Raw genomic sequence first — 21,645 nt, forward strand, 5'->3', positions numbered from 1 at the left:
CCGCCGACTAGCGTGCCGCTCGTGGACCTGTTCACCTTCACGCGCGCCGAACTCACCTCACCGGTGCAGTTCTGCGACGGCCGCTGGGTGGTGTCGGACTACGACGACGTGCGCGCGGTCCTCGCCGATCCGCTGACTTTTCTGCCTGACAACGCACTGACCGCCGTCACCCCGGTGGCGCCCGCTGCCCTGCGCGCCCTGGTGAGGGCCCGCTTCTCGCTGCCGCCGACGCTCGCGAACAACGGTTCGGAGTCGCACGCCGGCCTGCGCCGCCTGGTGGCGTCGTTCTTCACGCCGGCCCGCGTCGCCGCTGCGGAGCCTCGCATCCGTTCCCTCGTTTTGGAACGCCTTGGTGGCACGGATCTCGTGCGCTCGCTCGCGTGGGACCTGCCGGCGATCGTGCTGATGGACCTGCTGGGGCTGGAGAACGTCGACATCCCGACGTTGAAGCGGTGGAGCACCGGGTCGCTGGAGTTCTTCTGGGGAGACATCTCCGTCGAGCGGCAGATGGAGCTCGTCGACGACGTCGGCGATTTCCACCAGTGGCTGATCAAGCGCTACCACGCGCGGGACGGAGAGCTGTTCTGCGCGTTGGCCGATGCCGGTGTCTCCGCTGAGGACTCCGCCGGCCTTTGCTACTTCCTGCTGATCGCCGGTCAGGAGACGACGACTCAGTTGTTGTCCACGGCGTTGCGGCGTGCGTTGCAGGACCGTTCGTTGTGGTCTTCTCTGCCTGCGCCTGGCGTGGCGGAGTCGTTCGTGGAGGACGTGCTGCGGACGGAGACGCCCGTGGTGACCTGGCGGCGCCTCACGGCCCGTGAGGTCGTGCTGTCCGGCGTGCGGGTGCCTGCCGGTGCTGAGCTCGTGTTGTTGTTGAGCGGCAAGGAGAACGACCCTCGGCACCTGGCGTTCGGGTACGGGCGCCACTTCTGTCTCGGCGCCGGGCTGGCGCGGCTGGAAGCAGCGGTGGTGCTGCGGACCGTCGCCACGCACGAGCCGTCGTTGCGGTTGGACGGTGGAGTTCCCGAGTGGCTGAACCTCCTGTCGTTCCGCGCGCCTAAGTCGGTGGCCGTGAGTCGTTGACCTGAGGTTTGATGCCTGGGTGATGAACCGTCAGCTCTCCGGAGTCACCAAGAGGACGCTGCTAGAGACGCTCGGCCCGGTCCCGGACGTGGATCCGGACCGCTACGGCGACGGCGGCCCGGTAGGCGCGCTGGAGACGCGGGTAGCGCAGCTGCTGGGCACCGAGGCGGCGTTGTTCGTGCCGACGGGGACGATGGCGCAGCAGATCGCGCTCAAGTGCTGGGCCGACCGCACGCACAACCCGATCGTGGCGATGCACCCGCAGGCGCACCCGATCACCCACGAGGACGACGCGCTGACCGTGCTGTCCGGTCTTCGCCCGATCAAGGTCGGCAACGACGAGGTGGCCACCTGCCCCGAGCCGTTCGGCACGCTGCTGGTCGAGGTACCCGACCGCGAGGCCGGCTTCATCCTGCCGACCCGGGACGAGCTCACCTCGGTCGTCGACGCCGCCCGCGAACGGGACGCGGTCGTGCACCTCGACGGCGCGCGGTTGTGGGAGAGCACGTACGGGCTGGGCAAGCCGCTGGAGGAGATCGCCGGGCTGTTCGACTCGGTCTACGTGTCGTTCTACAAGTCTTTGGAAGGCATCTCGGGGGCGGCTTTGGCTGGCACCCAGGACTTCGTCGACCAGGCGCGGGTCTGGCGGCACCGGTACGGCGGCATGCTGTTCCAGCAGTGGCCCGCCGCGCTCTCCGCGCTGCACGGCCTGGACACCGTGCTGCCTCGGTTGGGTTCCTACGTGGCGCACGCCAAGGTCGTGGCGGAGGCGATGGGGCAGCCGGAGCCGCACACGCACCAGTTCTCGCTGCACCTGCCGGGTGACCCGGCTCGGCTGACTGAGCTGAGCGGGAAGTTCCTCGGGAAGTTCTGGCGGGATGGGCGGCTGGCCAAGACCGAGGTCACTGTTGCCGGTCCGGCGCTGGAGTGGACGGGCGAGGAGGTCCGGGAGGCTTGGCAGCACTTCACCGGCCTGCTGTGACCCGGCAGCTCTGGCTCTGGGGCCTGGTCGCGGTCGGCAGCCGCCTGCCCGTCGCGATGGCACCGATCTCGCTGGTGTTCCTAGGGCGAGCGGGCACCGGCGGCTTCTCGTTCGGCGCGATCGCGACCGCGGTGTACGTGATCGGCGAGATCGTGGGCGCCTCCGTGCTCGGCGCCCGGCTGGGCCGCTCCCGCCGCCAGCTGCCGGCGGGTCTGGTCGTCGGCGCACTCGCGTTCGCCGCGACGCCGTTCGCCGACGGGGTGGTGCTGCTCGCGCTGGTGTTCCTCGCCGGAGCCGCACCGGCGGCCGCGCCCGGCGGCACCCGCGCGATGCTGACCTCGCTCGTGCGGGAGGAGAAGGTCGCACGGGCGCTGAGCGCCGAGGCCGTGCTGTCGCAGATCGTGTGGGCGGCGGCACCCGCGCTGGCCGCGGCGCTGTCGTTCCTGATCCACCCCGGCGCCCCGATGCTGGTGGCGGCCGCGTTCCTGCTGGTGGCGGCAGTGACACTGGGGTGGCTGCCGGAACCCGAACGCGTCACCGCGCCGATCAGCCGGTCACTGCTCGCCGCGTGGCCGATCTTCCTCACCAGCTCGGCGTCGAACGCGCTGTTCGCGGCGACCGAGCTGATGCTGCCCGCGCTGCTCGAGGAACGGGGCATCGCCTACGGCTGGTCGGGGCCGATGCTCACCTGGTTCGCGCTCGCCTGCGCGGCCGGCGCGCTGATCTACGGCCTGCGCACCTGGCCTGGGTCGGTGCGGCTGCACAGCCTGGTGCTGCTCGTCGGCATGGCGCTGTGCATCGGCATCACGGTCTTCCTGCCAGGTCTGCCGGGCATCACCGTCGGTCTGCTGTTCGCGGGGTTGTTCCAGGCAGGGGCGATGGTGTCGCGGAGCCTCTCCCTGCGTGAACGCCTGCCGACGCACGCTCACGCGGCCGCGTACTCGGTCATGTACGCCTTCGCCGGGATCGGGTACGGCGGGTCCGCGTCGATCTCGGCGGTGGCGCTGGAGCTGTCCGGTGCGTCGACCGCGATCCTCATCGGGGTCGTGATCACGCTGGTGATCATCGGGGTCAGCGCGTCGGCGGAGCGCTCTGTCGTGAAGGCCACCTGACTGCGGGGTTGGTCCGTCCCCGGCGAAATGCGACGATGCCGGGGCTGTGAGGGGTGTACGAGGAAGCCGGTGCGAATCCGGCGCCGTCCCGCGACTGTGACCGGATCTGGAGAAACCGGGAGTCAGGAACTCGTCCCCCTCTTGATCACCGACCGCGGGCGTGGACACCCGAGGAAGGACTTCGCCGAGCATGTTCCCCTTTTCGGCTGTCGTCGGTCACGACGACCTCCGGCTGGCCCTCTTGCTGAACGCCGTGCATCCCGGCATCGGCGGCGTACTCGTGCGCGGCGAGAAGGGGACCGCGAAGTCGACGATCGTGCGTGCCCTGGCCGCGCTGCTGCCGGAACTCCAAGTCTCCGAAGGCTGTCGCTTCGGGTGCGCGCCCGGCACCACCGACTGCCCGGACGCGCCGCACGAACGGATCGAACGGCGGCCCGCGAGGCTGATCGAGCTGCCCGTCGGCGCCACCGAGGACCGGCTGGTGGGGTCGCTCGACCTGGAGAAGGCGCTGACCGAGGGCGTGCGGGCGTTCCAACCGGGACTGCTCGCCGCCGCGCACCGGGGCGTGCTCTACGTCGACGAGGTCAACCTGCTGCACGACCACCTGGTCGACCTGCTGCTCGACGCCGCCGCGATGGGGCGCGCACACGTCGAGCGCGAAGGCGTCTCGGTGTCGCACCCGTCGCAGTTCCTGCTGGTCGGCACGATGAACCCGGAGGAGGGCGAGCTGCGGCCGCAGCTGCTCGACCGGTTCGGGCTGACCGTGGCGGTCAAGGCCGCGCGGGACGTGCACATCCGCACCGAGGTGATCAGGCGCCGGCTCGCCTACGAGGCCGACCCCGTGACGTTCGCCGGGCAGTGGGCGGCGGAGGACGCCAAGCTCAAGCAGCAGATCACCACCGCGCGGGAGAACCTCAAGGCGGTGTCCCTTCCGGACAGTGAGCTGCGCCGGATCGCCGCTGTCTGCGCGGCTTTCGAGGTCGACGGCATGCGCGCGGACCTCGTGGTCGCCCGTGCCGCCACCGCGCACGCCGCGTGGCGGGGCAGCGAGCAGGTCGAGGAGTCGGACGTCGAGGTCGGGGTCCGGCTCGCGCTGCCGCACCGGCGGCGGCGTGACCCGTTCGACGAGCCGGGTATCGAGGAGCAGCAGCTCGAGGACGCGATGCGCCAGGCCGCCGAGCACGCCGAAGAGCCAGAGGGACCGGACGACGACGGTCCCGGTGGTGGCGAGCTGCCCGAACCGCAGGAAGGCCCGGCGGGCAACGGGAACGCGCCCAACGACCGGCCCGCGCCGGAACCCGCGCCCGCGTTCAAGGCGCGGCTGCTGGAGGTCCCCGGTGTCGGGGAAGGCGCGCCGGGCAAGCGTTCCAGGGCCCGCGCCCGCACCGGCCGGATCGTCCGTTCCTCCAAAGTGGACGGCAACGGGCTGCACCTCGTCGACACGCTGACGAACGCGGCACCGCACCAGAACGCACGTGGCCGCAGCGGTCCCGGGCTCGTCCTCACCGGCGCCGACCTCCGCAGGGCGGTCCGCGAGGGCAAGGAATCGAACCTCATCCTGTTCGTCGTCGACGCCTCCGGCTCGATGGCCGCGCGGCAGCGGATGTCGGCCGTCAGCGGCGCGGTCGTCTCGTTGCTGCGCGACGCCTACCAGCGGCGCGACAAGGTGGGCGTGGTGACGTTCCGCGGCCAGACCGCCGAGGTCGCCCTGCCCCCGACGACGTCCGTGGACGCGGCCGCGACGCGCCTCAAGAAGATGCGCACCGGTGGCAGGACGCCGCTCGCGGACGGGCTGCTCAAGGCGCACCGGGTGCTGGAGATCGAACGGCTGCGCGACCCGCAGAAGCGCCCGCTCGTGGTGCTGCTGACGGACGGCCGCGCCACCTCGAGCGGCCTCGGCGGCGACCCGATGAAGGACGCGATCAAGGCGGCGGGCCTGCTCGAGCAGACCGCGGTCGTGGTCGTGGACTGCGAACAGGGCCACATCCGGCTCGGCCTCGCGCAGAAGATCGCCGAGGCGCTCCAGGGCACCTGCGTCCGGCTCGACCAGCTCAGCGCCGACCACCTCGCTGGCGTGGTCCGCGCGGCTTAAGGAGAAACCCCAGTGCCACAGGGACAACCCACCGAGGTGCCGAAGGACGGCCTGACCACCCGGCAGCGCCGCAACCGGCCGTTGCTGATGCTGCACACCGGTGAGATGAAGGGGAAGTCGACGTCCGCGTTCGGCATGGCGCTGCGCGGCTGGAACCAGGGCTGGGACATCGGCGTGTTCCAGTTCGTGAAGTCCGCCAAGTGGAAGGTGGGCGAGGAGTCCGCGTTCAAGGCGCTCGGCCGGCTGCACGAGGAGACCGGCGAGGGCGGCGCCGTCGAGTGGCACAAGATGGGCGAGGGCTGGTCCTGGTCACGCAAGCAGGGCACCGAGGACGACCACGCCGCGGCCGCACTCGAAGGCTGGCACGAGATCCAGCGCCGGCTCCGGTCCGAACGTCACGGCTTCTACGTGCTCGACGAGTTCACCTACCCGCTGCACTGGGGCTGGATCGACGTGGACGAGGTCGTCCAGACGCTCGCCGACCGCCCCGGCCACCAGCACGTGGTGATCACCGGCCGGTACGCGCCGGAGAAGTTGATCGACGCAGCCGACCTCGTGGTGGAGATGACCAAGGTCAAGCACCCGATGGACGCCGGCCAGAAGGGACAGCGGGGGATCGAGTGGTGAATCGGCTGGTCGTCGCGGCCCCCGCCTCGGGCAGCGGCAAGACCACGGTCGCGACGGGCCTCATGGCCGCGTTGCGCCGGGCCGGGTCGCGGGTCGCGCCGTTCAAGGTCGGCCCCGACTACATCGACCCCGGCTACCACTCGCTCGCCACGAACAGGCCGGGGCGCAACCTCGACCCGGTGCTCGTCGGCGAGGAGCGGATCCCCGGCCTCTTCGCGCACGGCTCGAAGGGCTGCGACATCGCGGTCGTCGAGGGCGTGATGGGCCTGTTCGACGGCCGGGTGGACACCGCGGGGGTCGGCTCGACCGCGCACGTCGCCAAGCTGATCAACGCGCCCGTGCTGTTCGTCGTGGACGCACGCGGGCAAAGTCGATCACTCGCCGCGCTGCTGCACGGTTTCCGCGGCTACGACCCGACGGTCCGGCTCGGCGGCGTGATCCTCAACCAGGTCGGCTCGGAACGCCACGAGCAGGTGCTGCGGTCCGCGTGCGACGAGGTGGGCCTCGACGTGCTCGGCGTGTTGCCGAGGGACACTCAGTTTTCGTTGCCCTCACGGCATTTGGGGCTCGTGACGGCGGCCGAGCACGGCTCAGAGGCGGTCGCCGCGGTCGACGCGATCGCCGCCGCGGTGGCCAAACACGTCGATCTCGACGCGGTGCGGGCGCTGGCGTCGTCGGTGCCGGCGATGGCGGTCGCCGCGTGGGAACCGCAGGTCGAGCGGGTCGCCGGTGAGCCACTGGTCGCCATCGCGGGCGGAGCGGCTTTCACGTTCGGCTACGCCGAGCACGTCGAGGTGCTCAAAGCAGCGGGCGCGGCCGTGGCGGTCGTCGATCCGTTGCGCGACGAAGATCTTCCGGAAGGCACCGCCGGTCTGGTGTTGCCGGGAGGTTTCCCCGAACAGCACGCGGAAGCCCTGTCGGCCAACGTGAAGTTGCGCGAGGCCGTCAGTCGGTTCGCTCGATCGGGTGCGCCGGTCCACGCCGAGTGCGGTGGGTTGCTGTACCTGGCGCGGTCGCTCGACGGGCATCCGATGTGCGGCGTGCTCGACGCAGACGGGTCCATGACCCCGAAGTTGACCTTGGGCTACCGGGACGCCGTGGCGTCCACGGGTTCGCCGCTGCACCCGCCCGGCAGTCGCGTGACCGGCCACGAGTTCCACCGCACGCAGCTGTCCACACCGCACTCGACCCCGCCCGCGTGGCACTGGCGCGGCGTCGATTCCCGGCCTGTCGCCGAGGGTTTCGTGGTCGGTGGCGTGCACGCGTCGTACCTCCACACGCACCCGGCCGGTGATCCGGAAGCCGTAGCCCGGTTCGTGCGGGCCTGCCACCCGTTCGTGGCAGGAGTGGCAGACGGTACGGTCTTCGCCTAAGCCTCTCGCCGAAACCCCTGTGGAGCTGTCGTGACGACGACCGGTCGGGTCTCCTTCGTCGGCGCCGGTCCCGGTGCCGCCGACCTCATCACTCTCCGAGGCGCGCGCCGCATCGCGGAAGCCGACGTCGTGATCTGGGCTCCCAGTGCGGTGGACGCCGAGTGCGTCCGCGACCACGCGCGCGCCGACGCCGAACTGGTCGACTTCTCGCGCGTGACGCCCGAGGAGATCACGGACATGTACCGCCGTGCCGCCGCGTCGCGTCAGACGGTCGTGCGCCTGCACGCGGGCGACGCCGCGACCGGCGGTGGTGTGCAGGAGCAGCACGACCTGTGCGTGCGCCTGGGTCTCGAGGTCGACGTCGTGCCGGGTGTGTCGGTCGTGGCCGCCGCCGCGGCGAAGATCGGCCGCGAGCTCACGCTGACCGAGGCGTCGTCGACCGTGCTCATCTCGCCGGAGAGCAGCGAGCTCGTCCGCGAGTTCGCCGAGCTGCAGACCACGATGGCCGCGACGGTCTCGGGTGCGCGCACCGGCCAGTTCGTGGAGAAGCTGCTGGCCGGTGGGTACGCGGAGACCACGCCGGTCGTCGTCGCGTACAAGGTGAGCCAGCCGGACGAGCTGGTCGTGCAGACCACGGTCGGCGAGCTGGAGTCCGTGGTGAAGCTGCACAAGCTGTACCGCCCGACCCTGTTCCTGGTCGGCGCCGCGGTGAAGGCGCCCACGCGCCGCGTTTCGGCGTCGGCCACCGTCTCGGTGGACGAGCCGATCCGCGCCGCCCGCCCGACCCGCTGGTCGCGTCGTGCCGCCACGCGCATCGCCACGCGCACCGACGAACCCGTCCCCGCCACGCCGGACGCTCCTCCGGCCGAGCCCAACCCGGCGTGGAACGCGGTCGAGGAGTTCCAGCAGTCGGTGCGCAAGCCCGCCGAGGAGCCCGACCCGAAGCCGAAACCGAAGCTGACCGTGGTCGCGGCCGAGAAGCCGAAGCCGCCCACCGTGCGGGCCTCGACGGCCACGCAGAAGAAGAAGCCGGCGGCCCGTAAGCCCAAGCGTCCGAACAGCTGATGACAGCCTCGGTGGAGCGGCTGCGGCAGGCGGCGGGGCGTCCCGTCGAGATCGTCGATGCCGCGGACGGCCTGCGCCCGGCGCTGAACGTGTGCCGCGCCCGCTCGGCCGTGATCGTCGAGCTCGCCGACGGCATCGGCCCCGCCGAGATCGCCGCCGGCCTCGCGGGCTGGCGCCGCACGCTGACGGTGTCGGACTCCGGCGAGCTCACCACGCTCGACCCGCGCGACGCGGTGACCCGCCGCTGGACCGCGCCGGACGCGGTGTTGTGCTTGGCGGACAACGAGTTCCTCCTCGGCCACGACTGGGCGCTGCCGGACGACGCGTTCGCCAGCCGCTCGCACGTCCTGGGTGCCGAGGTCCGCGCCTTCGTGCTGGCGAGGCTGGCCCCGCGGCCCGGTGTCCTGGTGTGGGACGTGCTGGCGGGGTCGGGCGCGGTCGCCGTGGAGTGCGCGCGCCTGGGTGCCGCGGTGCTCGCGGTGGAGCCTGATCCGGTGCAGTGCGTGCGAATCATCGCGAACGCGTCCGCTCACGGTGTCGACGTCCGGGTCGAGGAAGCCGAGCTGGATGCGCCTTCGTTGCCGCGCCCGGACGCGGTGTTCGTCGGCCGCGGTGACCTTGCCGCGGTCAAGGCGTGCGCCGCGGTGTCCGCCCGCCGTGTGGTCGTCGCGACGGAACGGGTGGACGAGATCGTGCCCGCCCGTGACGCGTTGCAGGCCGCCGGATACGAGGTGGAGGGCGTGCACTGGACCGCCTCCCGGCTGCTCGACTCGGGGTTCGCTCCGGCCGTCCCGGTCACGCTGCTGTGGGGGACCAAGAAGTGATCGGGGTCTTCGCCGGCCCCGCACAACGTGGTGACGCCGCCGATCTGGCCGGTCTGCTGGGTGCCGACGCGGTCGTGCCCGACGGTCCGGTCAAGCCCGCCGTGCAGAAGCTGTGGCCGCGGCTCGGTGCTGTGGTCCTGTTCCTGGACGCGGGTACCGCGGTTCGCCTGATCGCACCCCTGTTGCGGGACAAGGGATCCGACCCCGCGGTGGTCTGCGTCGACGCGCACTTCGTGGTGGCACTGGCAGGCGACGCGGACGCGTTCGCCCGGCACATCGCCGACTGTCTCGACCGCACGGCCGTGGTGACCGGCGGCCCGTCGATCGACTCGGTGCTGGACGAGCTCGTGGAGCAGCTCGACGCGACCGCCGACGGCGATGTCGAGGGCTGCACCGCGGCCATCGAGGCCGGCGAGACGGTCGTGCTGCGCAACCCGTTGAACTTCCCGCTGCCCGCCCTGCCGCCCAACGTGATCGCGGCGGGCGAGGACGCGACGTGGATGATCGTGATCGACGACCGCGCCGCCGGCGCCAAGGACAACGTGCTGCGGATCGTGCCGCGCACGCTCGTGGTCGGCGTGGGTTCGACGCGGGGTGCCTCGGCCACGAGCGTCGGTGCCGCGCTGGCGGAGCTGGACGCGCAGGGCGGGCTGGATCTGCGCGCCATCAAGGCCTTTGCGACGGCGGACGTCAAAGCCGAGGAACCCGGCATCGTGGATGCCGTGGAGGACTGGGGTTTCTGGCACGGCGACACCGCCGAACTGCTGACGTTCCCCACCGGCGAGCTGGCCGAGATCGGCGTGCCGAACCCGAGTTCGGTGGTGCGCAACTCGCTGGGCACCGCGAGCGTCGCGGAGGCGGCGGCGGTGCGTGGCGCGCAGACGGTCGGGCAGGGTGCGCCGGTCGAGCTGGCGGCCGAGAAGTTCAAGCGGGACAACGTGACCGTGGCCGCGGCACGGGTGTTGCCGCGCGGCCGGCTCGCGCTCGTCGGGCTCGGTCCCGGTGCAGCGGAGGAACGCACTCCGCGCGCGGAGTCGGAGATCCGCCGCGCCGCGTTCGTGGTCGGTGCACCGGAAGCGATCGACGCGGTCGCGCCACTGCTGCGGGCGGGCACCGAGGTTCGCCACGAGGGTGCGCAGGAGCTCGCCGCGCTCGGTGCGGCGGTCGCGTTCATCGCTTTGGGAACCGGGCCAACGCTGGACAATCCGGTCGAAGCCGACGTAATTGTTGTTCCCGGAGTATGGGACCGCTAATGGTTTTCCGTCTTTCGTAGGGTCTCTCCACAAGTTTTGTTGATTACCGTCGGCGTGCACACGGCCCACCCCTGCATCGGGCCCGAAAGCACTGGAGACCGACATGAGATCGCGTCGTCTCGTCGCGGTGGCCTGCACGGCCGGCGTCGCCCTGTCCCTGCTCACGCTCAACGCCAACGCCGCCGCTCCCAAGGAAGGCCTGCGCCTGCTGGCCGTCCGTGATTCCCTCACCGCCACGCACACCTGGTACGAGCAGACCTACGACGGAAAACCCGTGCTGGGTGCCTACTACGTCGAGCATCTCGACAAAGCGACCGGTGCGAAGACCGTCGACGACGGCAGGCTCGCGGTCGGCGCGGTGGACCTGACGCCCGCCGTCACCGAGGACCACGCCAGGACCAGGTCGACCGGTGTCCCGGAGAACACCAAGCTCTCGGTGCTGCCCGGTACGGGTCTCGTCTACGAGGTGATCTCCGACAACGGCAAGGGATCCGAGCGCACCCTGGTGCACGCGGAGTCCGGTGCCGTCGTGAAGTCGGAGAGCCTGGTCAAGCACGTGGACGGCACCGGCAAGGTGTTCAGCCCGAATCCCGTTGCGTCGCAGCAGAACCAGAGCCTGGCCGACGCGAACGACGCCGACTCGGCCGTGCCCGCCGCCGCGTACCGGTCGGTCACGCTGTCCGATCTGGACGGTTCGGGTTACCTCAAGGGCAAGTACGCGCTGCTGAACGGTGCCAAGAGCAAGCTCGCGTACAACAAGAGCAACAAGTTCGACTACAAGCGCAGCAACGACTTCTTCGAGCAGGTCAACGCCTACTGGGGCGTGACGGAAGCGCAGAAGTACATCCAGGGCCTCGGCTTCAAGAACATCAACAACGAGGCGCAGAAGATCACCACGCTCGGCCTGAGCGACGACAACTCGTTCTACGACCCCAACAAGGACCAGATCACTTTCGGCACGGGTGGCGTCGACGACGCCGAGGACGTCGAGGTCGTCTGGCACGAGCTCGGCCACGCGATCCAGGACGCCCAGGTGCCGGGCTTCGGCTCCACCACGGAGGCGGGCTCGATCGGTGAGGGCTTCGGCGACTGGTGGGCGTTGATCATGTCCTCGCGCGACGCGAAGGACACGGCCACGGTGCCGCTGGCGTGCATCATGGACTGGGACGCGACGTTCTACACGACCGAGACGCCGCACTGCCTGCGCCGCACGGACACCGAGCTGAAGTACTCCGACCGCAACGGTTCCGTCCACCACGACGGTCAGATCTGGTCACGCGCCCTGTTCGACGTCTACAAGGCGTTCGGCAGGGACAAGGCGGCCAAGATCGTGCTGGAAGGCCAGTTCTCGTACGCGCCTTCGACCACGTTCGCGGCGGCCGCCGCAGCGACTGTCGCCGCAGCCAAGAAGCTCTACGGTGACGCCGACGCCGCCACTGTGCAGGCGGCTTTCAAGGCGCGTGAAATCGGTTAGTCAACTGTGAAGCCGGACAAGTCAGACTCTTGGCTCTTGTGTGACTAAAGATCCTCCCGTGACGCTGTGTGTGCCGCCGCTCGACACCCTGCACACACAGCGTCATCGGGAAGGACTGGCAACATGGCGAAAACCCTGCGTCGCCTGATCGTGTCCGTCATTGTTTCCGCTCTCGCGAGCATCTTCTTCGTAGCCCCCGCGGCCAACGCCGGCGACGTGTCGCCCATGGTCGTCGGTGGCACGCGGGCCAGCACCGCCACGTACCCGTGGGTCGTCTTCCTCGCGTCGACCGCCGGATCGCAGTTCTGCGGAGGCACGCTGACGAAGGCCAACAAGGTCGTCACCGCCGCGCACTGCGTGAAGGGGCGCACGCCGGCCAGCACGCGCGTCGTGCACGGACGTGACGACAAGCAGAGCACCGCGGGCACGGTCGCGAACGTGACCAGGATCTGGGTGCACCCGAGCTACACGACCGCGACCGCCGGCTTCGACGTCGCGGTGCTGACGCTGGACCGCAACATCAACTCGGCCACGTTGCCGCTCGCCACGCCGCAGGACACCGCGCTCTACGCGGCGGGCAACTCGGCGCTGATCCTCGGCTGGGGCACCACGTCCTCCGGCGGTTCCGCCTCCCGGTACCTGCTGAAGGCCAACGTGCCGCTGACCTCCGACTCGACCTGCAAGACCGCGTACCCGCAGTACAGCAACACCTCGATGGTGTGCGCGGGCTTCCCGCAGGGTGGCGTGGACACCTGCCAGGGCGACTCCGGTGGCCCGCTGGTGTTCGGTGGCAAGCTCATCGGTGACACGTCCTGGGGCCGTGGCTGCGCGGCAGCCGGTTACCCCGGTGTGTACGGCAGGATCGCTCCCTACTACTCGGTCATCACCGCACAGCTCTAGCAGCAGCAAGCACCTGGCAGTAGGCAAAGCTGTGCATTAGTCCACAGTGGACGAATTCGCGGTAGCGTCTGCTGTCATGGGCTTGGGGCATGGACACGGTCACGGTCACGGCCACCACACCGATCCTCAGCAGGCGGTGTGGTGGTCGTTCGCCGTTCTGATGGCGACGGCGGTGTTCCAGGCCGTGGTCGTGGTGTTCAGCGGGTCGGTGGCGTTGCTCGCCGACACCGTGCACAACTTCGCCGACGCTCTGACGGCCGTGCCGCTGGGCATCGCGTTCTGGCTCAGCCGCCGGGCCGCGACCGTGCGTTTCCCGTACGGCTACGGGCGGGTCGAGGACCTCGCCGGCGTGCTCGTGGTGGTGCTGATCGCGTTCTCCGCCGTGTTCGCGGCCGTCGAGTCGGTCTCGCGACTGGTCGATCCGCGGCCGGTCTCGGCCGTTCCGGCGGTGGCGGTGGCCGCGCTGGTCGGGTTCGCGGGCAACGAGTTCGTGGCGCGCTGGCGCATCCGGGTCGGCCGGCGGATCGGGTCGGCGGCGCTGGTCGCGGACGGCCTGCATGCCCGCACGGACGGGTACACGTCGCTCGCGGTGCTCGCCGCGGCCCTCGGCTCGTGGCTCGGCTGGTGGTGGGTCGACCCGCTGGTCGGCCTGGTGGTCGCGGTGCTGATCGGGATCGTGCTGATCGACGCGGGGCGGCAGGTGTTCGGGCGGTTGCTCGACGCGGCCGATCCCTCCGTGGTGGGGCAGGCGTCGGAGGTCGCGGGTGCCACGCCGGGCGTGCTCGCCGTGGAGGACGTGCGGCTGCGTTGGTCCGGGCACGGCCAGCTGGCCGAGTTGACGGTGGTGGTCTCGCCGGAGATCTCGGTGGCCGAGGCTCATCGGATTTCGCACGACGTCGAACATCGCCTCAGGCACGCGGTGCATCGGTTGCAGCGTGCCCACGTGCACGCGCATCCTGCGGGGCATGGCTGATCTGGAAGCTGTGCCGGAGGACTGGTCGAGCGCTCTGGTCGTCGTCGCTCATCCCGATGACATGGAGTACGGCGGTGCGGGCGCGATCGCGCGGTGGACCGCTCAGGGCAAGAGGATCGCGTACCTCCTGGCATGCCGGGGCGAGGCGGGGATCGACACGATGGAGCCGGCGGTCTGCGCTCCGTTGCGGGTCGAGGAGCAGATCGCGTCCTGCGCGGCGGTCGGCGTGACCGAGGTCGAGTTCCTGGACCACCCGGACGGCGTGATCGAGTACGGGGTGCCGTTGCGGCGTGACATCGCGGCGGCGATCCGCCGGTTCAAGCCCGAGGTCGTGATCACCGGCAACTTCCGGGAGACCTGGCCTGGCGGTGGGGTGAACATGGCGGACCACATCGCGGTCGGCCGGGCGGCCGTCGACGCGGTGCGGGATGCGGGCAACCGGTGGATTTTCCAAGACCTCGGACTGGAGCCGTGGAACGGGGTTCGGTACGTGGCGGCGGCGTCCTCACCGTTGGCCACGCACGCCGTGGACATCACCGACTCGTTCGACGCTTCGGTGGCATCCCTGCGCGCCCACAAGGCGTATCTCGCTGCGCTGAGCGGCGACATGGCCGATCCCGAGCCGTTCCTGCGCTCGATGGCGGAGGCCGTGGGACGGCGGTTCGGCGGGGTGCGGGCGACCTCGTTCGAGTTGTTGAGCCTGTGACGATGTTCCCTTCGGGTGGACACGACGTGTCCGGTGTGGATGCTTCTACGCATGCCCTTTGAACAGCACTACCTGGCCGGCCTCGACCTGCGGGGCCGGCGCGTCCTCGTGGTCGGCGGAGGCACGGTCGCGCAGCGCCGTCTTCCCCGCCTGATCGCCAGCGGCGCCGCCGTCGAGCTCGTGTCGCCGTCCGTCACCCCCGCCGTGCAGGGCATGGTCGACGCGGGCGAGCTGACGTGGCACCAGCGGCGCTTCCAGCCAGGTGACGTCGAGGGCGCCTGGTACGTGGTGGCCTGCACCTCGAACGTCGAGGTGAACACGCAGATCGGCGACGAGGCGCTGGCCGCGCGGGTGTTCTGCGTGCGCGCGGACATCGCCGTCGAGGGCACGGCCGTGACGCCGGCCGTCGGCACGCACGACGGACTCGTGCTCGGTGTGCTGGCGGGCGGTGAGCACCGCCGTTCCGCCGCGGTGCGGGACGGTCTCGTGGCGGCCCTGCGCGACGGCCGCATCGCCGACCAGGCGGCTCCGCCGGTCGGGGTGGCCCTCGTGGGCGGCGGTCCCGGCGACCCCGAGCTGATCACGGTGAAGGGCAAGCGTTTGCTGGCCCACGCGGACGTGGTGGTCGCGGACCGGCTGGCGCCGCGCGAACTGCTGGAAGAACTGCCGGCGCACGTCGAGGTCGTGGACGCCGCGAAGATCCCGTACGGCCGTGCGGCCACGCAGGACTTCATCAACCAGACGCTGATCGACCGCGCCAAGGAGGGGAAGTTCGTCGTCCGGTTGAAGGGCGGCGACCCGTACGTCTTCGGGCGCGGCTTCGAGGAGCTGCTGGCGTGCGCCGAGGCCGGTATCCCGGTCACCGTCGTGCCGGGCGTGACGTCCGCGTTCGGCGTTCCGGCACTGGCCGGTGTGCCGGTGACGCACCGAGGAGTGGCACACGAGGTGGTCGTCGTCTCCGGGCACGTGGCGCCGGACGACCCGCGTTCGCTGGTGGACTGGCCCGCGATCGCACGCCTGCAGGGCACCGTCGTGCTGATGATGGCGGTCGAACGCGCCGGTGTGTTCGCCACGGCGCTGATGGAGGGCCGTCCCGGCTCGACCCCCGTCGCGGTGATCCAGGAAGGCAGCACGTCCGCCCAGCGCGTCTTCAGGTCCACTTTGGACTCGCTGGCCGCGGACATGGAGACCTGGGAGGTTCGTCCGCCGGCGATCATCGTGGTGGGCCCGGTCGCCGACATTGCTTCAGCAAATAGTTAGGTAAGTTCCTTTACAAAAACCGCCAGACCGGTGAACTCTGCAATCACGCCGCCCTGAGTTCACCGGTTCTTGCGGAGGTACGCATGAAACGCGTTTTGTCTGTGGCGGCAGGCATTGTGCTGATGATGTCCGGTTTGTTCGCTTCGTCACCAGCGACAGCCGCACCACAACAGGTCTTCTGGACCTTCTACGGCTGGTACGACAACACGCCTCCCGGCGGCGACATCGCCTATCCGGGGCTCCACAACACGGCCGGCGGCAAGGGCACCTACGCGGACCCGATCACGTTCGCGACGTCCAGCAAGGAAGCCAGGCCGGGCACGAAGATCTATTTCCCGCGCGTGAAGAAGTACTTCATCATGGAGGACTCCTGTTCTTCCTGTGAGCAGGACTGGGACGGCAACGGCCCCAACGGCGGCCCGAAGCTGTGGCACTTCGACGCGTGGATCGGCGGCAAGGGCGGCAACGCCATGAACGCCATCGACTGCGAAGACGCGCTGACGAACTACCACGACGACGGCAAGCCGGTGATGGAGGAGACCATCCTCAACCCGCCGTCGAACCTGACGGTGGACCCGACGCCGATCTTCAACACCTCCACCGGTGAGTGCTACGGCGGTGCCAAGCCGAAGACCACCAACGGCGAGTACAAGAACGACTCCACCGGCAAGTGCCTGCAGGGCGCCCCCGGCCAGCAGCTGTCGACCGCGACCTGCAACGGCTCGGCCGCGCAGCAGTTCAAGTTCCACGGCGCGTTCATGGAGCAGGGCTCGCCCCAGCAGTGCACCACGCTGTCGTCAGGCAAGGTCGTGCTGAAGAAGTGCGACGGCGGCCCCTCCCAGCAGTGGTCCATCAACCCGAACAAGACCATCTCGGACATGCAGCACAACACCAAGTGCTACCGGGACTCCTCGGGCAAGGTGACCGCGGCGTCGTGCTCGGGAACCGTGGCCAAGTGGACGTTCAAGGCCGCGCCCGGCCAGTGAGCACGTAGCGGCCGCAGGGCCACAAGCCCCACCACCGTTCGCAGCGCAACCGCCACGAACCACGGCGCCAGCAACCCGAACGACCCCGCGATGAGCCCGCCCAGCAGCGCGCCGACCGGCTGAACACCCCAGGTGATCAGCGTCTGCGCGCTGCTGACGCGGCCGAGCAGATGGGTCGGCACGGTCCGTTGCCGCAACACCGACGTGGCCACACCCCACACCGCCGTGCAGAACGAACTGACGACCGCGAACGCCGCAACGGTCTTGAGGTCGTACGCGATCGTGGCAATCCCCAGCCACATCAACGGAATCAGCACCACGGTCACCGTGACAGTGGTGCGCGGCGTCAGCTTCGCGAGAATCCGCTCCGCGAGCAGCCCACCCGCGACCCCGCCACAAGCAAGCGTCGCGAGCAACGCCCCGAAGCCCGCGTTGGTGAGCCCGAGCCGTTGCTGAGCGAACAGCACCAGCGTTGCCATCGTCATCGCGATGCACAGGTTTCCCGTCGCGGTGATCACCGTGATCGTTCGCAGCGCCTTGTGGTTCTTCAGCCACCGCAAGCCTTCGAGGACCTTTCCTCGCTCTGCTCGCTTCGTCGGCTTGGTCCGCATCCTGGTGACCAGCACCGCTCCGATGGCGAACGTCAGCGCGTTCACCCAAAACGGCCCCGGTGCCGCAACCGCGAACAGCAACCCTCCCAGCGGTGGTCCCACGAACTGCAGCGCAATGGCCTGCGACGCGAACAGCCGGCCGTTCGCTCGCTCCAGCAGGTGGTCGTCGACGGTGGCTTTGATGAGCGGTTGGCCGACTGCGCGCGGCAGGTTCTCGGCGGTGCCGATGAGGAATGCCATGCCGTACAGGAAGCCGATGTGTGCATTGTGGAACGTGGCCAGCACCGCCAGGAGTGCGGCCTGCACCCAGAGCGCGCCTATGAGCAACTTCCTGGGGTCGTAGCGGTCAGCGGCCGCGCCTGCTGGGAGTGCGGCGAGCAGCCAGGGGAGCGTGCCGAAGAAGCTGACGCCCGCTACCAGTTTTGGATCCTGGGTGAGGGTGGCGGCCAGGAGGGGGAGTGCGGCCAGGAAGATCCCGTCGCCCAGTGCCGAGATCGCGCTGCCGGTCCACAGCAGGTACCAGTTCCGCCCCATGCCGCACCCTACGTGGGTGAGGGCGTGGACCCCGCAGAAGGCGCCCGCGCACGACGAAGGCCGCCTCCCCCGACGTGGGGGAGACGGCCTTCAGCGTCAGTGCTGGATCAGCGCTGGGTCAGTGCTGCGGCGTCCGGCGCGGACGACCGGTGCCGGCGGTGCGGCCGAAGGTCCGGCCACCCTCGCTGCGGTCCGACCGACGCGGACCGGCGCGGTGCTCGCCGCCCTCGGACCTGCGGCCCGAGCCGCCGCGGTACTCACCGCGACCGGCCGACGGGGCGCCGAAGCGGCGCGCGCCGCCACCGCCGCCGCTGCGGCGGGCCGGCTTCTCGCGTTCCACGATCGGCTCGCCGCTCGGGGTGCGGGCACCCGTGATGCGGACGAGGTCGTCGTCACCGGGGCGCACCTTCGTGCTCTCGGGACGAATGCCGGCGCGGGTCGCCATGCCCTGGACTGCGCGGCGCTGGTCGTGCGTCACCAGGGTGACGACCGTGCCGGACTGACCGGCGCGGGCGGTGCGCCCGGCGCGGTGCAGGTAGTCCTTCGGGTCGGCCGGCGGGTCGACGTGGACGACCAGCGAGACGTCGTCCACGTGGATGCCGCGGGCGGCCACGTCGGTCGCGATCAGGACCGGAGTGGTGCCCTCGCGGAACTCGCCGAGCACGCGGGTGCGGGCGCTCTGCGCCTTGCCACCGTGCAGGGCGCCGGCGTGGACGCCGACCGAGCGGAGCTTCTTGGCCAGGCGGTCGACGTGGTGCTTGGTGCGCACGAACATGATCGTGCGGCCCTCGCGCGCGGCCACCTCGGTCACCACGTTCTGCTTGTCCTCAGCGGACACGAACAGCAGGTGGTGCTCCATCGTCGTGACGCTCGCCGTGGCCGGGGCCACCGAGTGCGTCACCGGGTTGTGCAGGTACTGGCGCACCAGCTTGTCCACGTCGCCGTCGAGCGTCGCGGAGAACAGCAGGCGCTGACCGTCCTGCGGGGTCAGGTCCAGGATCGCGCGGACCTGGGGCATGAAGCCCATGTCGGCCATCTGGTCGGCCTCGTCCAGCGCGGTGATCTCGACCGAGCCGAGGTCGCAGGTGCCCTGGCGGACGTGGTCCGACAGACGGCCCGGCGTGGCGATCAGCAGGTCGACGCCGCGGCGCAGGTGTTCGATCTGGCGCGGGAACGACGTGCCGCCGACGACCACGCGGCACCACAGGCCCAGGGCGCGGGCGTGCGGCATGAGCGCCGTCTCCACCTGCATCGCGAGCTCACGGGTCGGGACGAGGATCAGGCCACGCGGCTTGTGCGGCATGGAGCGGCCGCCCGCGAGGCGGGTCAGCATGGCGAGACCGAACGCCAGCGTCTTGCCGGAGCCCGTCTGGCCGCGGCCGAGGATGTCACGGCCGGCCAGCGAGTCGGGCAGGGTGGCGGCCTGGATGGGGAACGGTTCGGTGATCTCGTTCGCGGCGAGCGAGCGGATCATCGGGTCGCTCAGGCCGAGCTCGGAGAACGAGGGCAGCGGGCCTTCCGGCAACGTGCTCTCGAACGGCTCGGCGACGATCGGTTCCTCGACCCGCTGCTGCGGACGCGAGGAATTGCCCTGGCGGCCCGAGCGGCGCCGCGGTGACCTGCGGCTTTGTGCGTGCTCGGAACGGCCTTCGGACATTGATGGCAAAACAAACCTCCGGGACATGGCACGTCTCGAGGCTGCCCCGCGCGCTACCGCGGTGCCGATCACAAGGACGGGCCCGGCGTGATGGTCACGCCGCTGATGAGTGGGTGGAAACACCGGTCAACGGCCGTCAAGCCTTCATCGGTGTACAGCACAGTCTAGCTGATCAATGGTCACGTCCTGCGCGCCCGGCAGTGTCGTTGGACACGGCCGGACGCGCAACGTGACTCACCCCATACCTGCCACGTCCAGCAGCGTTGCTACCAGCGCGGACGGGTCTGCGATCTCCGGCGGCAGGCCGCGCGAGGCGAACCAGCCGCTGACGTTGCGGACGTCGCGGTCGAGGAACTCCCGCCCACGGGGGTTCGCGACGAGATCGACCACCTGCGGCAGGTCGATCATGACCAGCCTGCCGTCGTGGACCATCAGGTTGTACGCGGACAGGTCGCCGTGGACGAGGCCCGCCTCCGCGAGCAGCATCAACGTGCTGACCAGCTGACGCCACAGGTCGAGCAGCTCGTCCTCGTCCGGACGGGTCTGTGCGAGCCGTGGTGCCGCGTTGCCTTCTTCGTCACCGATGAACTCCAGCAGCAGCTCGGTACCGCTGCGCTGCACCGGATACGGCACGGGTGCGCCGATCTGCCACAGCTGGGAGAGCGCGGCGAACTCCGCGACCGTCCACTGTTCCGCGATCAGGTTGCGCCCGAACGCGGTGCGGTTCGCGATCGCCCGCGTCTCACGGGACTTCTTCATCCGACGGCCTTCCAGATATCCCGCGTCGCGGTGGAACATCCGGTGGTCGTTGCTGCGGTAGCGCTTGGCGGCGAGCAGGCAGGCCTTCTCGCCCATCGCACGTTCCAGCAGGAAGACGTCCGCCTCCTTGCCGGTCTTCACGATGCCCAGCTCGCGGTCCACCGCGGCCAGCTCGGTGACGAGCCAGCCCGGATGCGGTTTGGGCCCCTGGTCGGCATCGCCCCACGTGGACCAGCGGTCGCCGTCCTCGGGGGTGTCCGCCGCGCTGAGCTGGTCCTCGCGCAGTCGAGCGACCCGCAGCTTCTCTTCTTCTGTCATGCGGCCGCGACGCGTGGGTTCCGCGTCGTCGGCATGTTTGGTGCGCTTTCTGTTGCGCCGCACGATGTCGTCGGCGCCATCGAAAGCAGATTCGTAGCGTGCGTAAAGATCGTGCTCGCGCACGGTGGGGTCTCCCAAGAGGACGGAGGGGACCGCCCCACTGGCGCTCTGCGATCAAACGATGCTGATCAGGCGCGAAGGGCGGAAGGACGGGTCGGTGCCACGTCCGCGACAGGCTCTGACACGACGCACCTCCTCATTCCTCTTCCAACGCTTCGGGGAGAAGAGTGCCCTGCCGGGTTCAGGGCTCGCAACCGAATTAATCGGTGATCAGGTCCGCGGTCTTCTCGCCGGTCGGCACGAGCCGCATCCCGGCCTTCTGCGCGAGCTTGACCAGGCCTTTCAGGTCACTCGGCTCGGCGCTGCTGGCGGCGATGGCGCGGGCGAGCAGGCCCTTGTGCGCCTTGTTGAAGTGGCTCACGACCTTGCCCTCGCTGGTGATCACCCGGACGACGACGGCGTGCGGGATCTTCGCGAGGCTCGAGTAGGCACCGGACCGCATGTCCACGACGAACTCGTCGGCCTCCCCGAGCACCGGCTCCAGCGCCGGCTTCCACAGCGTGCGGAGGCTGCCGTGCGACGGGAGGACGCTGCCGCCCGAAAGCCGGTACGCGGGCACCGGATCGCCGCCGCGGATCACCCCGAACAGCGCCGACGCGACGGCGAGCCGCTGGTAGGCGCGCTGCATCTCGGCCTTCTTCAGCGTCGGGAAGTCCAGGTTGTCGTAGAGGACGCCGGTGTAGCGGCGGAGCGCGGGCGTCGTCTCGGACGTGCGCAATGCCGCGTTGCGATGAACCTCGTCGACCTGGCGCTCGGAGATGTCGAGCGCCTTGAGGCTCGCCGGGACGTCCTTCGCGAGGTCGGCCAGCGCCGACACCAGCTTGTCGCGCACCGGGTTGAGCTCGGGGAACGACAGCGCGTCGAGATCGAGCGGCGCACCCTCGCCGCCGATCGCCTTGGTCTCCGACGGGGGAAGCAGCACCAGCACGGTTCGCA

Annotated in this window: 19 protein-coding genes and 1 riboswitch; of the genes, 15 read left to right on the forward strand and 4 right to left on the reverse strand. The window is 70.1% G+C overall.

Annotated elements, in window-relative coordinates:
- Positions 1 to 21 precede the first annotated feature (21 nt).
- The 15 genes from ACIA8G_RS38415 to ACIA8G_RS38485 all read left to right on the forward strand — a co-directional run bounded on the left by ACIA8G_RS38415 (position 22) and on the right by ACIA8G_RS38485 (position 16,710).
- A complete protein-coding gene (locus ACIA8G_RS38415; RefSeq protein WP_396423694.1) occupies positions 22 to 1,083 on the forward strand; it encodes a hypothetical protein in 1,062 nt (353 codons plus the stop codon).
- A gap of 22 nt (positions 1,084 to 1,105) precedes the next feature.
- A complete protein-coding gene (locus tag ACIA8G_RS38420) occupies positions 1,106 to 2,065 on the forward strand; it encodes a threonine aldolase family protein (protein WP_396423695.1) in 960 nt (319 codons plus the stop codon).
- Positions 2,038 to 3,177 carry an MFS transporter gene (locus ACIA8G_RS38425; RefSeq protein WP_396423696.1) on the forward strand — a complete coding sequence of 380 codons (1,140 nt, stop codon included), beginning with the start codon at positions 2,038 to 2,040 and terminating at the stop codon, positions 3,175 to 3,177. Before ACIA8G_RS38420 ends, ACIA8G_RS38425 begins: the two co-directional genes overlap by 28 nt.
- Before the next feature lie 16 nt (positions 3,178 to 3,193).
- Positions 3,194 to 3,330: riboswitch (cobalamin riboswitch) on the forward strand.
- A 37-nt stretch (positions 3,331 to 3,367) separates the two neighbouring features.
- The gene (locus ACIA8G_RS38430) at positions 3,368 to 5,269 is read left to right on the forward strand and encodes a putative cobaltochelatase (protein WP_396423697.1); all 1,902 of its coding nucleotides are present in this window, start codon (positions 3,368 to 3,370) and stop codon (positions 5,267 to 5,269) included.
- Between the two features lie 12 nt (positions 5,270 to 5,281).
- On the forward strand, positions 5,282 to 5,896 hold the full coding sequence (gene cobO / locus ACIA8G_RS38435) for a cob(I)yrinic acid a,c-diamide adenosyltransferase (RefSeq protein WP_396423698.1): 615 nt from the start codon (positions 5,282 to 5,284) through the stop codon (positions 5,894 to 5,896).
- On the forward strand, positions 5,893 to 7,269 hold the full coding sequence (locus ACIA8G_RS38440; RefSeq protein WP_396423699.1) for a cobyrinate a,c-diamide synthase: 1,377 nt from the start codon (positions 5,893 to 5,895) through the stop codon (positions 7,267 to 7,269). The genes cobO and ACIA8G_RS38440 overlap by 4 nt, the downstream gene beginning before the upstream one ends.
- Before the next feature lie 30 nt (positions 7,270 to 7,299).
- Complete coding sequence (locus ACIA8G_RS38445; RefSeq protein WP_396423700.1) at positions 7,300 to 8,334, forward strand: SAM-dependent methyltransferase; 1,035 nt, start codon at positions 7,300 to 7,302, stop codon at positions 8,332 to 8,334.
- On the forward strand, positions 8,334 to 9,158 hold the full coding sequence (locus ACIA8G_RS38450) for a hypothetical protein (protein WP_396423701.1): 825 nt from the start codon (positions 8,334 to 8,336) through the stop codon (positions 9,156 to 9,158). The genes ACIA8G_RS38445 and ACIA8G_RS38450 overlap by 1 nt, the downstream gene beginning before the upstream one ends.
- Positions 9,155 to 10,411, forward strand: a complete 1,257-nt coding sequence (locus ACIA8G_RS38455; RefSeq protein ID WP_396423702.1) for a cobalamin biosynthesis protein — start codon at positions 9,155 to 9,157, stop codon at positions 10,409 to 10,411. Before ACIA8G_RS38450 ends, ACIA8G_RS38455 begins: the two co-directional genes overlap by 4 nt.
- A gap of 103 nt (positions 10,412 to 10,514) precedes the next feature.
- Positions 10,515 to 11,885 (forward strand): M36 family metallopeptidase, encoded by a 1,371-nt coding sequence (locus tag ACIA8G_RS38460; RefSeq protein WP_396423703.1) that lies wholly within the window; start codon positions 10,515 to 10,517, stop codon positions 11,883 to 11,885.
- A 123-nt stretch (positions 11,886 to 12,008) separates the two neighbouring features.
- Complete coding sequence (locus ACIA8G_RS38465; RefSeq protein ID WP_396423704.1) at positions 12,009 to 12,785, forward strand: S1 family peptidase; 777 nt, start codon at positions 12,009 to 12,011, stop codon at positions 12,783 to 12,785.
- A 76-nt stretch (positions 12,786 to 12,861) separates the two neighbouring features.
- A complete protein-coding gene (locus tag ACIA8G_RS38470) occupies positions 12,862 to 13,758 on the forward strand; it encodes a cation diffusion facilitator family transporter (protein ID WP_396423705.1) in 897 nt (298 codons plus the stop codon).
- Complete coding sequence (locus ACIA8G_RS38475; protein ID WP_396423706.1) at positions 13,751 to 14,464, forward strand: PIG-L deacetylase family protein; 714 nt, start codon at positions 13,751 to 13,753, stop codon at positions 14,462 to 14,464. Before ACIA8G_RS38470 ends, ACIA8G_RS38475 begins: the two co-directional genes overlap by 8 nt.
- A 51-nt stretch (positions 14,465 to 14,515) precedes the next feature.
- The gene (gene cobA / locus ACIA8G_RS38480; protein ID WP_396423707.1) at positions 14,516 to 15,724 is read left to right on the forward strand and encodes a uroporphyrinogen-III C-methyltransferase; all 1,209 of its coding nucleotides are present in this window, start codon (positions 14,516 to 14,518) and stop codon (positions 15,722 to 15,724) included.
- Between the two features lie 83 nt (positions 15,725 to 15,807).
- Positions 15,808 to 16,710 (forward strand): ricin-type beta-trefoil lectin domain protein, encoded by a 903-nt coding sequence (locus ACIA8G_RS38485; RefSeq protein WP_396423708.1) that lies wholly within the window; start codon positions 15,808 to 15,810, stop codon positions 16,708 to 16,710.
- Here the strand turns inward: ACIA8G_RS38485 and ACIA8G_RS38490 are convergent.
- The 4 genes from ACIA8G_RS38490 to yaaA form a co-directional block, all read right to left on the reverse strand.
- On the reverse strand, positions 16,623 to 17,855 hold the full coding sequence (locus ACIA8G_RS38490; protein ID WP_396423709.1) for an MFS transporter: 1,233 nt from the start codon (positions 17,853 to 17,855) through the stop codon (positions 16,623 to 16,625). The genes ACIA8G_RS38485 and ACIA8G_RS38490 overlap by 88 nt on opposite strands.
- Positions 17,856 to 17,973: 118 nt before the next feature.
- On the reverse strand, positions 17,974 to 19,512 hold the full coding sequence (locus ACIA8G_RS38495; RefSeq protein WP_396423710.1) for a DEAD/DEAH box helicase: 1,539 nt from the start codon (positions 19,510 to 19,512) through the stop codon (positions 17,974 to 17,976).
- Positions 19,513 to 19,746: 234 nt separating this feature from the next.
- A complete protein-coding gene (locus ACIA8G_RS38500) occupies positions 19,747 to 20,712 on the reverse strand; it encodes a serine protein kinase RIO (protein ID WP_396423711.1) in 966 nt (321 codons plus the stop codon).
- A 196-nt stretch (positions 20,713 to 20,908) separates the two neighbouring features.
- Positions 20,909 to 21,637, reverse strand: coding sequence for a peroxide stress protein YaaA (gene yaaA, locus ACIA8G_RS38505; protein WP_396423712.1), 729 nt, complete (start codon positions 21,635 to 21,637; stop codon positions 20,909 to 20,911).
- Positions 21,638 to 21,645: the final 8 nt, after the last annotated feature.

Origin of the sequence: Lentzea sp. NPDC051213 (genome assembly GCF_044455585.1) — a bacterium.
In the GTDB taxonomy this organism is placed as follows: Bacteria; Actinomycetota; Actinomycetes; order Mycobacteriales; family Pseudonocardiaceae; genus Lentzea.